Genomic DNA, 16,054 nt, shown 5'->3' with positions numbered 1-16,054 from the left:
CGAATCATGAAATCGAAGCCACAACGCGCTCCTGTCACCCAGGTCGGCGAGTACGCTCTTCCACACACCGTCGGCGCGCATTTGCCGACGCCGGGCAAAGCGCCGGGCTGGCCGATGATCAACATCGGGCAATGGCGCATCGATGTGACCGGCGCCGTGCCGGTGTGGTTGGCGGAGATGAAGGTGTGGCGGACCGAGCATCTGATCCGCATGGGCTACGACGATTCCGAATATCGCCGGCCCGAGTTTGCGTGGACGCAGAAGAACATCGTGCACACGCAGATGATGGTGGAGGACCGTTATTTCTACGACCCGGTCGCTGGCAAATACACCGTCGACAAATATCTCGACGATCTCGAGCGGCGCTTCGGCGGTATCGATAGCGTGCTGATCTGGTACGTGTATACGAACATCGGTATCGACGATCGCAATCAGACTGCGCTGGCTAGCGATCTGCCGGGTGGACTGGAAGGATTGAAACAAGCGGTCGCGGATTTTCATCGCCGCGGCGTGAAAGTGTTCCTGCCGACCATGGCGTGGGACAACGGCACCAAGGGCGAAGGCGTGCCCGACTGGGAAGCGGTCGCGAAACTCGCCAAGCTGGTCGGCGCGGACGGCGTGAATGGCGATACATACAACGGCGTGCCGCGTTCGTTCCGCGTGGCGTCCGAAGCGATCGATCATCCGCTGGCATTCCAGCCCGAGTCGGTGCCGTACGCCGATGAGCAATTGATGTGGAACAACCAGAGCTGGGGCAGGGCATCCACCGAGATCATTCCGGCGGTGAGCAAGCTCAAGTGGCTCGAGCCGCGTCACATGATCAACATCGAGAATCGCTGGGCGCGCGATCGCACCGATGATTTTCATTACATGTTCTTCAACGGCATCGGCTATGTAGCGTGGGAGAACGTGTGGGGCGTGTGGAATCAATTCACCGCGCGCGATGGCGAAGCGTTGCGGCGCCTGTCGACATTGTTGCGCAAGTTCTCCGACTTGTTTGTGAGCATGGATTGGGAGCCGTACGCGCTGACGCTGCAGCAGGGCGTGTTCGCGAGCAAGTTCCCGTCAGCGACCAAGACGCTGTGGAGCATCGTCAATCGCAATGAGTACGACATGTTCGGCGAGCAGCTGGCCGTGCCTCATGTCGAAGGGCGGACCTACTACGACCTGTGGAACGGCACTCGTCTGTCGCCGCGCATCGTCGATGGTCTGGCTCACTTCTCGCTCACGTTAGAAACGCGCGGCTACGGCGCTGTGCTTGCATTGGAAAGTGGCGCGACCGTCGAAGGTCTCGATGCGCTGCTCGCGCAGATGAAGAAGTACAACGAGGTGTCGCTGCAGTCGTTGTCGAATGTGTGGCAGGCGATTCCGCAGAAGATGGTCGAGATCGGGTCGACCAAGCCGGCCGCCGCCGCGCTCGAAGGCATGGTGACGATTCCGGCGGCGGAGTTCGATTTCATCGTCGGCGGCATCGAGATCGAGGGCTACACCTGGAAAGGCCTGGACTTCCAATATCCCTGGGAGAACTCGGCGCGGCGCAGTCATCGGCATCGCATGCAGATCAAGGCGTTCCATATCGACAAATATCCGGTGACCAATGCGCAGTTCAAGAAATTCCTGGACGCGAGCGGTTACCGCCCGAAAGACGCGCACAACTTCCTGCGCGATTGGGTCGACGGCGCGCCCCGCAAAGGCTGGGAGAAGAAGCCGGTCACGTGGGTGTCGATCGAAGATGCGCGAGCCTATGCGGCTTGGGCCGGCAAACGATTGCCCCATGAATGGGAATGGCAGTACGCCGCGCAGGGCACTGATGGCCGTCTCTATCCGTGGGGCAACGATTGGAACACGTCGAACATGCCCACGCAGAGCAAGGAGCGAGAGATGCCCGTGCCAGCCGACGTCGATGCCCATCCGCAAGGAGCGAGCCCGTTTGGTGTGATGGATCTGGTCGGCAACGTGTGGCAGTGGACCAGTGAGTTCTACGACGAGCACACGCGCGCCGCGGCGCTTCGCGGCGGCAGTTCGTATCAGCCCCAAACGTCGCACTGGTACTTCCCGCAGGCGTATCAACTCGATCAGCATGGCAAATATCTGCTGATGGCGCCGTCGAAAGATCGAGCTGGCATGCTGGGCTTCCGCTGCGTCGTGGATGCGGGCTGACTCGGTGCCGAACGCTCTACTGCAGTTTGCGAGCCCGGCGGACGTCGCGCTCGGCGGCGTCCTCGGGGATGCGCTGGCGGCCAATCTGTCGGGCCGCTTGAGCCGCTTCATCGTGGACGAAACCAGTCCCGCTATTGCGTTGTTTCATCCCAAGTATCGCGAACAGAACTACGAGGGCGATTGGTACGGCGAGCACGCGGGTAAATGGTTGTACGCGGCGGCACGAGCTGCACATCGCAGTGGCGATCGCGATGTTCGCGAGCACGTACTGCGCGTCGCGGACTTCTTGGTGGGCGTTCAGACGCCGGAAGGTTATCTGGGCACGTACGCGCCCGACCGTCGCTTCACTCGCAAACAAGCGCCGCCGCTACGAACGTGGGACGGCGCGCCGAGCCTTCGCACTTGGGATATCTGGACGCACAGCTATCTCATTCTGGGCCTGCTTGAAGTCAACAAATACTTTCCCGAGGCGAAGTACGTCGACGCTGCGCGCCGGATCGGCGATCTGTGCTGGCGGGCGCTGACGCTCGGCGAAATCGATATCACTGAGTTGGGCAATCACTTCGGCATGTCGGCGACGGTGTTGCTCGATCCCGCCGTCGAGTTGTATTTCGCGACCGGCGAGAAGGTGTATTTGCAGCTGGCGGTCCGCATCGTCGAACAGATGGAGGCGCGACCGGAGTTGCAGCTGATCTCGCAAGCGCTGGCCGGAGCTGACGCGGCGGAGATCGCGACGGGCAAGGCGTATCAGCTGTGCTGGAATCTGGTCGGGCTCGCGAAGTTACATCGAGCGACGGGCGATGAGCGCTATGGTACGGTCGTGACCCGGCTGTGGCAGTCGATTCGTGAGCATCATCTGTCGTTGGGCGGTGGTCCGTGGGGCGGTGTCGCGCATCGTTCGCGCGAAGTCTTCAATCATCCCAGCGTCTTCAGTCCCAACGCGTACGTCGAGACGTGCTCCGTCCTCGCGTGGCTGCAATTGAATCGAGAGCTGTTGGCTCTCACCGGCGAGGCTCGCTATGCCGAAGAGATCGAGCGGACCGCCTACAATGATTTGCTCGGCGCGTTCGCTCCCAACGGCGAAGACTGGTGTTACTACTCGTTCCCCAATGGCAAGCGAGTGCATACGACGTATTGGCGCTGTTGCAAGTCGAGCGGCGCCATGGCGTTGGAAGAATTATCGGCAATCGCCTATGCGCGCAGTGGCAATGATCTTTGCGTGAATCTGTTGGGCCCAGGACATGCGAGTCTCACGCTCGAATCCGCGGGCCGAGTCAGACTCGAGCAGATCACGAACTATCCGTTCGATGGCCAGTTACGGCTGCGGGTCGATCCGGAGCATCCGGCGAGCTTCGGCGTGCGAATTCGCATTCCGTCCTGGGCGGGCCGTATCGAGGCCTCGCTCAACGGGGCGTGTATTCCCGGCGTCGGCGCCGGCGAATTGCTGACGTTGAATCGTGAGTGGCGCGCGGGTGACGAGTTGACGTTGAGCATTGCCATGCCGTCTCAGATACATCAGCGGGCCAGTCAGAGTGTGCAGGAATCGAGAGCGCCGGATGGCTCGCCCATCGCTCAGGAAGTCATGCACTATGACTATCTCGCGCTGACGCGCGGGCCGCTGGTTTTTGCTACAACGCTGATCGATGGCTACAAGAGCGCGGAAACGTTGCTCATGCGTCGAGACTCGCTCGATGAATCGGTCGAAGTTGTGAACTCGCAGTGGGGGCCGGAGCTTCGGCTGCGCTCGCAGGGACGTGAGCCGCTGACGTTCACCCCTTACTTTGCGACCGGTGGACGACAGGATGGCGCGTGGCGGCTGACGTGGATGCAAGTGTCATGGACATGACCGCAGAATTTGTGATGTTTGAGGATAGAGCGAGTGGCTTCCAGTTTCGGTTGCTCTCGGCGAGACTGAACCGGCAATGACGACCTCAACTCAATCGACGCTGCCCAAGCGCGCTGGCCCGGCCGGGCCCCTGAGCGGCGTCACCGTGCTCGATTTGAGTGCATACATCGCGGGCCCGTACGGCTGCACATTGCTGGCCGATCAAGGCGCGCACGTCATCAAGATCGAGCCGCCCGATGGTGACAATCTGCGCAAGTATCCTTCGACGCTGGAGGATGAGAGCCGCGCGTTCATCGGCATCAATCGTAGCAAGCTCGGCGTCTCGCTCGATCTGAAGAAGGCGGAAGGACTGGCCGCGCTGTTGCGCCTGGTACGCAAGGCCGACGTGCTCGTACATAACTTTCGCCCTGGCGTGCCGAAGCGTCTGGGCATCGACTTCGATCAGTTGTCACAAATCAACCCGCGGCTGATTTATTGCGCCGTGACCGGCTATGGCGAAAAAGGTCCGCTCAAGGACAAGGCCGGCTACGACCAGGTGCTGCAGACCATGACCGGCATGTGCACGTTGCAAGGCAAGCGCGGTGGGGCGCCGGAAATCATCTTTGGCTCCGTCGTCGATTACTACGCGGCGGCGTTGCTCGCCGGCGGTGTTTCCTCTGCGCTGTACGAGCGTGAGCGCAGCGGGCGCGGGCAATTTGTGGGCGTGTCGCTGTTGCGAAGTGCGCTGACCATGCAGTCCGCTCGCCTGGTGTGGGTCGATGGCGAGCCTCGTGACATCGGTCGTGACTTCCGCTCCGGCGGCATCACGGGTTTGCATCCGACGCGTGAGGGATATCTGTACATCTCCGCGAACACGCCCCACTTCTGGCGAGCGCTGTGCGAGAAAGTGAATCTGCCCGAGCTCGCGGCCAACGAACGTTACGATAGCGTTCGCAAACGCGCTCAATATGCGGCCGAGATCGTGCCCAAGCTGCACGAAGCCCTGCATGAGCGCACCGCGCTGGAATGGGAAGCTCACTTTGGCGATCAAGTGCCGTGCGCGGCGGCGCGAGCCATCGAGGATGTTTTCGACAACGAGCAGGTGCTGGCCGAGGACATGGTCACGACCTTGAATCACTCACTTGTCGGCAAATATCGCGGCCTGACTCGACCCATCAAATTTGATCGTACGCCGGGCCCGGCGCCCTTCGCGGCCCCCAGTTTTGGCGAGCACACCCGCGCCGTTCTTGAAGAAGCGGGCTGCTCGGAGGCCGAGATCGCACAGTCTGGTTAGTAGAACGTAAATGAATCCGACACAGCGACGGCCCTCGAAAGATGGCATTCGTTGCGCTCGCGACATCCCCCGCTTGTAACCCCCGCCCGGGGGCATGACAATCTGGTTACGGCTTATGTGAAGAAGCCGCCCCGGATTGCATCGGTATCGTCAAAGTAGCCGTCGAGCCTCGAAAGTCGCCCCGTGGCACGCCTGCGAGAACCCTGGCGTCCACGGTCGCAACCAACTTGAATTTCAGCGTCGAGCAGTCGATTACTACAGCGGTAATGTCAGTTTCTGAGTCGGAGTCTGTGTCTGCCGCGGTGGAGCGGCCGACCAGCTATTGCATTTTTCAAGAGCCGTGGTGGCTCGATGCGGTGGCGCCGGGCGCGTGGCGTGAGATCACTGTGTCTTCGGGTGGCGTGTTGCGCGCCCGCTGGCCGATTTACCAAGAGAAGCGCGGCTTGTTCGATGTGATCACGCTGCCGCCGCTGACACATCGGCTGGGGCCGTGGCTCGATCTGGGCGATGCCACCAAGAGCTCGCGTCGTTATGAGATCGAGAAGGATCTCACCAACGCGCTGCTCGAACAGCTGCCGCGCTACGACATCCTGCAGATCAATTGTCATAGCGGCATCACCAACATGCTGCCGTTCGTATGGAATGGCTTCGAGGAGATGGCGCGTTACACCTACGTGATCGATCTCGCGCAGAGCGAGGAAGAGCTGTGGGGCGCGTTGCGAGAAAACATTCGTCGCGAGAGTCGCAAGGCTCGCAAGCAACTGACCATCGAAACGACGACCGACGTCGAAGCGTGCATCAAGCTCATCGGCAAAACCTACGGGCGCCAGGGCAATCCGAATCCGTTCGATTGTCCGGCCATGCGTCGGCTCGACGCGGCGTGTGCTCAGCGCGGTCGACGGGAAATTCTCGTGGCGCGCGACGAGAGCGGCGCGCTGCACGCCACGCTGTATCTCATCTGGGATAACAAGACCACGTATTACCTGGCCGGCGGCGCCGACCCGGAGCTTCGCACCAGCGGCGCACACAGTTTGCTCGTGTGGGAAGCCATCGTGCGCTCGAAGGCGCGCAGTGTGGAGTTCGACATGACCGGCTCCATGGTCGAGAGCATCGAGCGGTTCTTCCGTGCCTTCGGCGGACAGCAGCGGGTTTATTTCAGCCTGAACAAGATGAGCCGCCGCGCCCGCTTTGCCTGGCACGGCAAGAAGATGCTTCAGGCGCTGTTTAGTAGCTGACCGAGGCCTTGCAGTACTGCTCGACGTACGCTTGATGCTTCGGCAGCTGTAGTACCGTGCTGTCGACGTGCGATTTGATCTGATCCAGGAATCGTGACAGCTCCGCGTCGCCCATCAAGTCCGCGACCTGATGATATTGCTTGGGCACGATGCCCTGGCCCAGCATCACTTGAATCCACGAGTTCTCAGCGAACAATTCGTTCTGGAAGCGGAAAACACGTCCGGTCTCGCGGAACAAGTCGATGCGGTGCTGTAGGGACGCGGGAATTTTCATGGTCCGGCACGCGTTCCAGAACGGCGTGTCCTGGCGATCCGTCACATGATAATGCAGGACGATGAAGTCGCGGATGTGCTCCAGCTCCGCCACCGTTTGCCGATTGAACTCTTCGATGTCGGTGGGATTGATGCCCGTGCCCGGGAACATCTGTAGTAAACGGATGATGCTCCGGCCGATCAAATGAATGCTGGTCGATTCCAGCGGCTCGATGAAGCCGCTCGCCAATCCCACCGCGACGCAGTTCTTCACCCAGGTCTGCCGACGCTGTCCCGGCTTGAACTTGATGACACGCGGTTCGGTGCGCACCTTGCCTTCGACATTGGCCAGCAATGACTGCTTGGCTTGCTCGTCGCTGAGATAACGGCTGCAATAGACCATCCCGTTGCCGACTCGAGACTGCAGCGGAATGCGCCATTGCCATCCGGCTTCTCGCGCGATGGAGCGCGTATAGGGAACCGCTTCGCCCACGGATTCTGTTTGGACCGCGACTGCACTGTCACACGGCAACCAGTGTGACCAATCCTCGTAGGGCTCGTGCAGCGTCTGACCGATCAGCAATGCGCGGAAGCCGGTGCAATCGATGAACAGGTCGCCTTCGATCTCCGCGCCCGAGTCCAGACGAATCGCTTTGATGAAGCCGCTGTCGTCATGCGTGAGGACGTTGGTGATCTTGCCCTCGATACGTTGGACGCCGTAGCCCTCGCTGAACTTGCGCAGGAATTTCGCGTAAAGGCCAGCGTCGATGTGAAACGCGTAGTTCATTCCACCGCGTGGCAAGTGCGCGAACTTGTTCTCGAGCGCGGCTTTGAGCTCGACGCAGTAGTCGCCGTAGTCGCCCGCGAGATTGCGTTGACGACCTTTGAGCCAGAAATGCTGGAACCCGGCGGTCCAGTGATCTTTGCCAGTGGTGCCAAACGAGTGAATGTAGTGCTGGCCCACGTTGCGCCAGTTCTCGAAGCCGATGCCCAGCTTGAAGGTGCCTTGCGTGGCCGCCATGAACTCCTGCTCGTTGATGTCCAGCAGGCGATGGAATGTCACCAGCGTCGGGATGGTTGCTTCGCCGACGCCGACGGTGCCGATCTCGTCGGACTCGACCAGCTTGATATCGAGCGCCTTGCCCAAGGTTCGCGACAGACCGGCAGCCACCATCCAGCCCGCGGTGCCGCCGCCGGCGATGACGATCTTCTGGACCCGATTGCTGGTCATGCGAATTCCCCTATCGATTCAATCTTTGTAGCAGCCTTGCACGGATGTCGCGTGCGATGTCCTCGTCCATCGGCGACAAGGCGCGGCGGGCGCCTTCTGGAATATGAGCGGCGGTTTGACCGTCCGCCTCGAACACGTAGTGACGAAACAGATTGAACCATGCGTCACGCTGCTCTTTCGGCAGATCGCGCACGGTCATGATGGCGTACATCAACGCGCCAATCGGCGAGTCCATGAAGGCGGGCGACTCGCGCCACCAGTAGTTCACCAGCACGTTGAGGCTGTCGAGCGCCTCGATGTGATGCCACCACATGCTGGGAATGAAAATCGCGTCGCCCGGACTGAGCTCGGCCACCTGCGCATGCCGCGCGGCCTCGGCGAACTTTGGAAAGCGTTGCAGGTCGGGCTTGGTGAGATCCACCAGACTGATGGCTTGACCGGCGGGCGTGAAGTCCAGCGGCCCGATATACAAATTCGCCAGCTGCTCGGGCGGGAACAGCGTGAAGCGCCGGTGCCCGACGACGACACAGGCGATGTTATCGGGCAGGTCGTGATGGGCCGCGATGCGCGTGCGATTGCCGAGCCAGATGCTCACCAGCGGCTGACGATTGCCGAAGCCCAAGTCGTTCTCGCCCCGAAATCCGGGCAGGCAGGTGTCGACTGTCGTTGAGCCGACATAGATGGCCGGCGGCTTCAGCGCATCCTTGTGTCGCTCGACTTCATCGAGCATGACATCCAGCTTCAGCTTGACCGCTTTGAAGTTGAAGCCGCTCAGATCGTCGTTATAAAAGAACCGACCTTCGATGTCCGGCGCACCAAGCAGGGCGCCCACCGTCGCGTCCCGATAGAACTTTCGAATGTATGCGACCGCGGACTGATTCGATTCGAGCCCGGCGCGCACCATGGGCCAATCCGCGACCAGGCCCTTGAGCACCACGGGCTGCGTCGATAACAGCACGTCATCCGGCAGGGCGCGCGGATCGACGCCGGCGATCTCGGGAATTTTCTTAGCGGTCGCCAGCATTGAGCTTGTTCACGCGCTCGATCAGCGCACGGAAGTGGGATAGCGATGCAATCGCCATGTAAATGGCCTGCAAGTGGCCGGCACGATTCAACCGTTCCAGCACCGCGCCGTTCAGATCGAGCAGCCGCTCTTCCTTGATGGTGTAGAAGCCGGCGAGCCGGTTCTGCGAGCCATCGTTCAACTGGATGTCGAGCACAAACGATTCGAGCAGGTCGTGTTGTAGCAGCGCGCCGATGAAGTGCTCGGTGGCACCCAGGTTTTGATGGATGGCGAGCAGCAGCGAGTTCATCCGTTCCAGAAACTCGGTGTTGCCGCCGTGCTCGCGAAAGATCGGTTCACCCTGTGTGCGACTGACCCGCGGATGAGCCAGGTCGATGTGCATCATCGGCTCGCGATCCTGTGAGAAGCCGATGAGGAACGGCAGGCGCTCGATGGTCATCGGAATATATGTCGCGTCCCAGCCTTGCGGGGTCAGAAACAGATTCTGGCCCTCCTTGAAGCCCAGCAATGCGACAGGTTCGAACTGACCTTGCGCGTTCTTGCGGAACACGATGGGGTAGTGCGCCTGCAGATTGCGGAACTCCGCGGGAAACGCGGCCGCCAGCATGACGTTGTCGCCGTACTCGGCGCTGCGCGTCGTGATCACGCGCAGGTCTTTGTGCTCGACGTTATTCAGCAGGGCATGTTTGCTCATAGCGCGTTAAATCTTCGACAGGCCGTGACGCTTGATGTGACCGATCAACGCTCGATGCGTGGGTAAGGCCGCCAGCATCTTGCCGGTCAGTGCGGCTGCTTCGCGAAAGTAACCGTCGGCGCGATCGGCGTCATCGGTCCATCGCGTCGCTTCCCAACGCTCGGGACGAAAGCCCATTCCGTACAGCACGTACTGATAACTTGCCGACGGAAATACTTCCTCGATGCGATGGAAATCGTAGCGGGACGGCGGCTGATGGCGCCAGAGCGCCAGCTGTTCCTGCAAGCGATCCGGAATGGAAGCCGGTCGGCAGTGATCGCGCCAGAAATCCGAATCGGTCCGCCGCGTCAGCACGTAGTGCAGCTTGAGGAAGTCGATGACTCGCTCCCAACGGTACGTGAACGAGTCGTTGAAGCGACGCGCGACGATGTCCATCGTGTCGCGCGTTGCGGGCATCTGATCCCTCAACATCGCGGCCGACAGCTCGACCAGCGCGAGCGCCGACGCCTCCAGCGGCTCGATGAATCCCGCCGAGAGGCCGATCGCCACGCAGTTACGATGCCAGAACTTCTCGCGGTACCCCGGATTGAAAGTGAGCTTGCGCGGCGACGGCATGCCTTTCGGTCCGCCCGTGCGCTCGATGTATGCACGCAGCTCGCGTTCAGCAGCGTCATCTGACGTGTGCGCGCTCGAATAAACATGGCCGATGCCACGACGCGTCGGCAGACCGATATCCCAGATCCAGCCGTTGCTTTGCGCCGTCGAAATGGTGTGGGACGCGATCGGGCTGTCGTCGTCGTGATAGGGCACTTGCATCGCCAGCGCCGAATCGTTGAACAGCACGTGCTTCTGCGACTTGAACGGCACTTGGTAATGCTGGCCCAGCAACAATGAGTGCATGCCGCTGCAATCGACGAATAGATCGCCGGCGATCGCGCCATTGTCTTGCGTTTGCACGGACGCGATATCGCCGTTGTCATGCGAGTTGATGCTGACGACGTGATCGAGAATGTGCTGCACGCCGAGCCGCTCGATACAGTGCTTGCGGAGGAACAAGCCGAACTTGCCGGCATCGAGGTGATAGGCGTAGTTGGCGACGGCCGCGTATTCAGGCGTCGCGACTTGTTTGGGAGCTTTGCCATTCGCGCATAGGTGCGGCTGAAAGCTCACCAGATCGGCGAACGGCACGTCGGCATGCCGCTCCAGCCAGCCGGCGACCAGGTTGGTCTCGGTGTAACCGTGGGGCAGGACGAAAGGATGGAAGTACTGATCGTCCTCTCGCTTGCTGACCCATTGCTGAAATTTCGAGCCTTGCTTGAACGAGGCGTCGCACTCGCGAATGAAGTCGGTCTCGGTCACGCCGATGTTTCTCAGCGTGTCGCGCATCGTCGGCCAGGTGCCTTCGCCCACACCGATGGGCCCGATGTTCGGCGACTCCAGCAAGGTGATCCGCCGCGTCGGCCCGAGACGCGTGCGATGCTCGGCCGCGAGCACGCCGGCGGTCAGCCACCCGGCCGAGCCGCCGCCGACGATCACGATATGCTGGAGCTTCGACATCGCCCAATAATGCCTCTAAAAAGAAAAAGCCGCTGGGGGAACAGCGGCTTTTCCCCACCCGAACAGCCGATGTATCAATTGGCTGCCCGGGTACAAGGATGTACCCCGCCGCCGCAGGCGGCGGCGAGAGGCAAAAGTCACGCCTTTTGCCGACTCGCACTCGGGTCGTGGCAGGATGCCCGATCCCGAGTATCAGTTGCCGAATTTGTAGCGCGCACCGATCATGAAGCGCGGGCCGGTCTGCTGAACCATGATCACCTGATGGCTGGTGCGGCTGTGCTGACGATAGATCTCGTCGGTGAGGTTGATCGCCTCGGCCATCAAAGTCAGGTTCTCGTTCCAGTTATAGCTGGCGCTCACGTCGAGCTGACCGTACGCCTCCGTGTAGATCGGATTCGGCCCGCCGCCGCCGTCGAAACGTCTGGCGAGGAATTCGTCACGCCAGTTGTACGCCGCGCGGACCTGGAATTTCTCGTTCTCGTAGAACGCCACCAGGTTGGCCGCGTCGCTCAAACCTTCCAACGCGAACTGCTGACCGCGGTTGTAGTTGTCATAGGTGAGGCCGGAGTCGACCAGCGTGTAGTTCGCGGACAAGCCGAAGCCGGTGTCCCAGAACATGTGCTGAATGTTGAACTCCCAACCGTCCAGCTCCGCGGAGCGCTGGTTCGCCGGCACCGTGATGTTGAACGTCGCGATTGGATCGCCGGGCAAACCGGCGATTCGGCCGGTGCGGGCCGCGGTCGGATCGGCCGGATTGATCGGATCCGCCACCACGCCGGGATCGCCGTTGTGATTGTTGAAAATGAAATTGCGGATACAGGTGAGATCGCGGTCCGAGCAGCCGCTGGCAACGGCTTCCTGGAAGTACGCGCCCTGGCCCGGGTGCGCCAGATCGTACGGAGTCTGGGTGACCACGGTGGTGCCGATGTAGTTGTCGATGTTCTTGCGGAAATAGCCCACCGACATATAACTCGAGTTGCCGTAGTACCACTCGACCGAGAAGTCGATGTTTTCCGACTCCAGCGGCTTCAGCTTCGGATTGCCCTGCGTGCCGGTGCCGCCGTTGATACGAACCAGTTGATCCAACGTGCGACCGCCCTGGATTTGATCCCACAGCGGACGACCGATGCTCTCGCCGTAGCTTGCACGGAATTTGATGCTGTCGGTCAGGTCGACCGCGAAATCGAGGCTCGGCAGCACATAGTTGTAATCGCCTTCGAGCTTTTCGAACGTCGCGTCGCCCAGTTGCAAGGAGAACTCATTGTTCGCGACCCACACGATGCCGGTGGCGGTGGGCACGAGCGCGCGTGAAGTCACATCCGTCTTCTCATAGCGCAGTCCGACCGCGCCCTGCATGGGCAAGCCCCATTCCCATCGCTGGCTGTATTGCACGAAAGCGCTCTGGGACTCTTCTTCGACGCGACGGTCCACTTGAAAGATCGGCGATGCGCGATAGTTCTGCTCGCCGCCGATCGAAGCGGCAATGGCCCGCACCGTCTCGAAGTCGAACGTGAAGAACTGATTGAACAGCGACGGATTGCCGCTGCCGCCGATGTTGTCGAAGTAGTGACGGACCGTATCGGCGCGCCACACGTTGTCGGGATAAGCACCCGCGTCGGCGTTGCTGCTCCAGGTGTCCAGTTGCACGTTCGAATAGGCGGAGCGGTTCTTCAGGTCGGTCAGGCCCACGCCGAAGTCGAGGCGCGAGTCTTCGAAGAACTCGAGATTGCCGGTCAGCTGCGCCTGCTGGATCTCGGTCTTCATGTAGCTGTTGCGGAAGCTCGAGCCGGTCACTTCGGTGCGCGATGGATCGATCGCGGTCATGCCGTTCGGCAACTGCACGCTGATGACCGGGAAATCGCGTGAGAAGTCGGCTGTCGTCGTGCCACGGAAGAAGCCGGCAACACCCAGCACCGCATTCGAGCCGTACGGGCTGTCGGCACCGGACTCGGCGGTCGAATTGTGGAAGTCGAACTGCAGACCGAACGAATCGGTGGGCTTCCATTCGGTGTTGAAGCCGACCGACTTGTTTTCGTTCTTGGTCGCGAACTTGGCGCCGCCCATGGCGAGGTCGGAGGGCGCGGTGTTGGCGTCGATGAATTCGGAATAAACCAGCGGCGAAGACACCGGGCCGTCGGTCCAGGTGCTGGCCGACGGCCCGAAGTTGAACCACACCGACAACTCGTTGCGCTGTTGCGCGATCTTGTTCTCGGAGTAGGTGTAGTCGAGCGTGGTCGTGATCGTGTCGGTCGGCGCATATTGCAACGTGAGCTGACCGTTGGTGCGCTTACGCTCCACGCCATTGACGCTGTAACCGAGGTTTTGCGGGACCGAGTAAGTGTCGGTCGCGTCAGGACGATTGACGATGTTAGCTGCGGCCGGTGTGCCAGCCTGGGGAATCGAGCCCCAGTTGTTCTCATCGCCGGCAAACGTTTTCCAACCGTTGCCCACCGAAGCCTGGTTGAAACCGAAATCGCGCTCCTGATAGCTCGCGCTCAACGAAATACCGAAGCGGTCGTCGCCGAACGTCTGGCTGTAAATGCCCGAAACTTCCGGCGTGATGGAGTCGCCCTGCAAGCTCTTGGGCAGGTTGTCCACCGATGTATCCATCACGCCCTTCGCGCCGAAGCTGGTGTGCAGCCCTGGATTGTCGAGCGGGCGCGCGGTTTTGATGTTGATGGTCGCGCCGATGCCGCCGGTCGGTGTCGATGCCCGGCTGGTTTTGTATACCTCGAGGGCCGAGATCGACTCGGATGCAAGGTTTGCAAAATCGAAAGCGCGCGAAGAGGAGGCGCCGGTTTCTTCCAGCTGGGCCGCGGGCATCTGTCGCCCGTTCAACAGCACCAGATTGAAATCCGGGCCGACGCCGCGGACTGTGACTTTCGAGCCTTCGCCGAGCGAGCGGTCGATGGAAACGCCGCTGACTCGTTGCATGGATTCGGCCAGATTGGTGTCCGGAAACTTGCCGATGTCTTCGGCAACGATACCGTCCATCACGCCTTGCGAATCGCGCTTCAACTCCATCGAGGAGTTGAGACTGCCGCGGATGCCGGTGACGACGACCTCTTCCAGCTCGGTGGTGGTGTTTTCCGCCGAGAAGGCGGGTAGTGTCACCGCCGTTCCGAGAATCAAAGAGATAGCACGCGCTACTTTATTGCCTCTGAATGCGCGATCGCTCACGACTCGTACCCCCCGATGTCCATTCGTTGCCAATTTATTGTTGCGCCCGGCGTCCGGCCGACAGACCGATAAACACCGGATGTAAGCGCTTACAAATTACGGTAGCATGCTCCCGAGCGTTCCGGCAAGCGGGCACTTGCACGCGCTGCTGGCACAGTTTGGGGGAAGCGGTCATAGTTACCGTTAACAATGAGCGCATGATGACAAATCACGTTTAAAAACATCAGCGAGTCATATGCTGCAAGGCCAATTGAACATCGCATTCGTGGCGCTCACGGTCGCGCTCGGGGGATTCCTGCTCGGCTTCGACGCCACCGTGATCTCGGGCGTGGTGCCATTCATCAAGGAATATTTCTCGCTCACCGGCGCGAGCGGCGATTTGAAACTGGGCTTCGCCGTCAGCAGCCTCGGTTGGGGCGCGATGGCGGGTAACGCGATCGCAGGTCCGTTGAGCGATCGTTTCGGACGGCGGCGGGTTTTGCTCGGCACCGCGTTGTTATTCGTCATGTCGTCGTTATTAGCCGCGTCCGCAACTTCGTTCCCGAGCTTCGTCGCCGCTCGTATCGTCGGTGGCCTCGCGGTCGGCGGCGCGATTTTGATTGCGCCGGTGTATATCGCGGAGATCGCGCCGGCCGAGAAGCGCGGCAGCCTGGTGTCGTTGAATCAATTGATGATCGTCATCGGCATCTCGGCCTCGTTCTTCTCGAACTATTTCTTGCGGGATCTCGGCGATCACAACTGGCGCTACATGCTTGGCGTCCAGATGGTGCCGGCGCTGCTGTATTTCACGTTGCTATGTTTTGTTCCCGAGAGTCCGCGCTGGTTGTTGCTGAAGGGCAGAGACGAGGCGGCACTGCAGGTGCTACGGAGAGTCGCGGGCGAGCAGCTGGCACGCGAGAATCTGCAGCAGATCCAGCGCAGCTTGACGACGAAAGCGGTGTCCCGCGGCTTTCGTGGTCTGCTCAATTCGCGCGTGCGGCTGATCATGGTCATCGCGCTCGGCCTGGCGTTCTTTCAGCAGATCACCGGCATCAACGCCATCTTTTATTACTTGCCGACGATTTTCGCGCAGGCCGGCGGTGGTCTGGACGACGCATACCGACAGGCGGTGATGGTCGGCGTCGTGAACGTGCTGATGACGTTCGTGGCGATCTGGCTGATCGACAAGCTGGGGCGCAAGCCGCTACTCATCATGGGCATTGCTGGCATGGCGCTGTCCCTGTTCGCGATCAGCTGGGCGTTCAGTCAGGAAAGTTACAATGCGCGGCTGGTGCTGATCGCCATCATCGGCTTTGTCGCCTCATTCGCGATCTCGCTCGGGCCGGTGATGTGGGTGTTGCTCTCGGAAATATTTCCGAACGAACAGCGGGCCGCGGCCATCTCGGTGGCGGGATTCTGGAACGCGCTGACCAGCGCCTCTGTCACAATGATCTTTCCCTGGGCGCTTTCCACGCTGGGCTCGGGCGGCACCTTTCTGGCCTTCGGGTTGTTCGCTACGGCAGCGTTGCTGTTCGTGGTGCTGCTCGTGCCGGAAACCAAAGGCCGGACGCTCGAGCAGCTGGAAAACGATCTGATGACCGCCAAGGCCTGAGCCTGCACGAC

At 60.8% G+C, this 16,054-nt stretch carries 10 protein-coding genes; 5 read left to right on the top strand and 5 right to left on the bottom strand.

The window, feature by feature from the left end; all coding sequences use genetic code 11:
• Window positions 1–6 precede the first annotated feature (6 nt).
• The 4 genes from ACFPN2_RS11790 to ACFPN2_RS11775 all read left to right on the top strand — a co-directional run bounded on the left by ACFPN2_RS11790 (window position 7) and on the right by ACFPN2_RS11775 (window position 6,514).
• A complete protein-coding gene (locus ACFPN2_RS11790) occupies window positions 7–2,160 on the top strand; it encodes a formylglycine-generating enzyme family protein (protein WP_380596799.1) in 2,154 nt (717 codons plus the stop codon).
• Between the two features lie 4 nt (window positions 2,161–2,164).
• Entirely contained in the window at window positions 2,165–4,006 is a 1,842-nt protein-coding gene (locus ACFPN2_RS11785; RefSeq protein WP_380596798.1) for a glycoside hydrolase family 127 protein, read from the top strand.
• Window positions 4,007–4,082: 76 nt separating this feature from the next.
• Window positions 4,083–5,279, top strand: a complete 1,197-nt coding sequence (locus ACFPN2_RS11780) for a CaiB/BaiF CoA transferase family protein (protein WP_380596797.1) — start codon at window positions 4,083–4,085, stop codon at window positions 5,277–5,279.
• Between the two features lie 290 nt (window positions 5,280–5,569).
• A complete protein-coding gene (locus ACFPN2_RS11775) occupies window positions 5,570–6,514 on the top strand; it encodes a GNAT family N-acetyltransferase (RefSeq protein ID WP_380596796.1) in 945 nt (314 codons plus the stop codon).
• Here the strand turns inward: ACFPN2_RS11775 and ACFPN2_RS11770 are convergent.
• From ACFPN2_RS11770 to ACFPN2_RS11750, 5 genes are all read right to left on the bottom strand, one after another.
• The gene (locus ACFPN2_RS11770; protein ID WP_380596795.1) at window positions 6,504–7,997 is read right to left on the bottom strand and encodes a tryptophan halogenase family protein; all 1,494 of its coding nucleotides are present in this window, start codon (window positions 7,995–7,997) and stop codon (window positions 6,504–6,506) included. The two genes, ACFPN2_RS11775 and ACFPN2_RS11770, sit on opposite strands and share 11 nt — an antisense overlap.
• Window positions 7,998–8,007: 10 nt before the next feature.
• The gene (locus ACFPN2_RS11765) at window positions 8,008–9,021 is read right to left on the bottom strand and encodes a cupin-like domain-containing protein (RefSeq protein WP_380596794.1); all 1,014 of its coding nucleotides are present in this window, start codon (window positions 9,019–9,021) and stop codon (window positions 8,008–8,010) included.
• Window positions 9,005–9,715 (bottom strand): SapC family protein, encoded by a 711-nt coding sequence (locus tag ACFPN2_RS11760; RefSeq protein WP_380596793.1) that lies wholly within the window; start codon window positions 9,713–9,715, stop codon window positions 9,005–9,007. Before ACFPN2_RS11760 ends, ACFPN2_RS11765 begins: the two co-directional genes overlap by 17 nt.
• Window positions 9,716–9,721: 6 nt before the next feature.
• The gene (locus ACFPN2_RS11755) at window positions 9,722–11,272 is read right to left on the bottom strand and encodes a tryptophan halogenase family protein (RefSeq protein WP_380596792.1); all 1,551 of its coding nucleotides are present in this window, start codon (window positions 11,270–11,272) and stop codon (window positions 9,722–9,724) included.
• A gap of 192 nt (window positions 11,273–11,464) precedes the next feature.
• Entirely contained in the window at window positions 11,465–14,410 is a 2,946-nt protein-coding gene (locus ACFPN2_RS11750) for a TonB-dependent receptor (RefSeq protein WP_380600112.1), read from the bottom strand.
• 277 nt (window positions 14,411–14,687) lie between these two features.
• Between ACFPN2_RS11750 and ACFPN2_RS11745 the strand changes: the two genes are divergently transcribed.
• Window positions 14,688–16,043 carry a sugar porter family MFS transporter gene (locus ACFPN2_RS11745; protein WP_380596791.1) on the top strand — a complete coding sequence of 452 codons (1,356 nt, stop codon included), beginning with the start codon at window positions 14,688–14,690 and terminating at the stop codon, window positions 16,041–16,043.
• The last annotated feature ends 11 nt before the right edge of the window (window positions 16,044–16,054 follow it).

This window comes from Steroidobacter flavus, assembly GCF_042651805.1.
Taxonomy (GTDB): domain Bacteria; phylum Pseudomonadota; class Gammaproteobacteria; order Steroidobacterales; family Steroidobacteraceae; genus Steroidobacter; species Steroidobacter flavus.
Note: the sequence above shows the minus strand (reverse complement) of the source record. Positions and strands in the feature narration are given on the sequence as shown.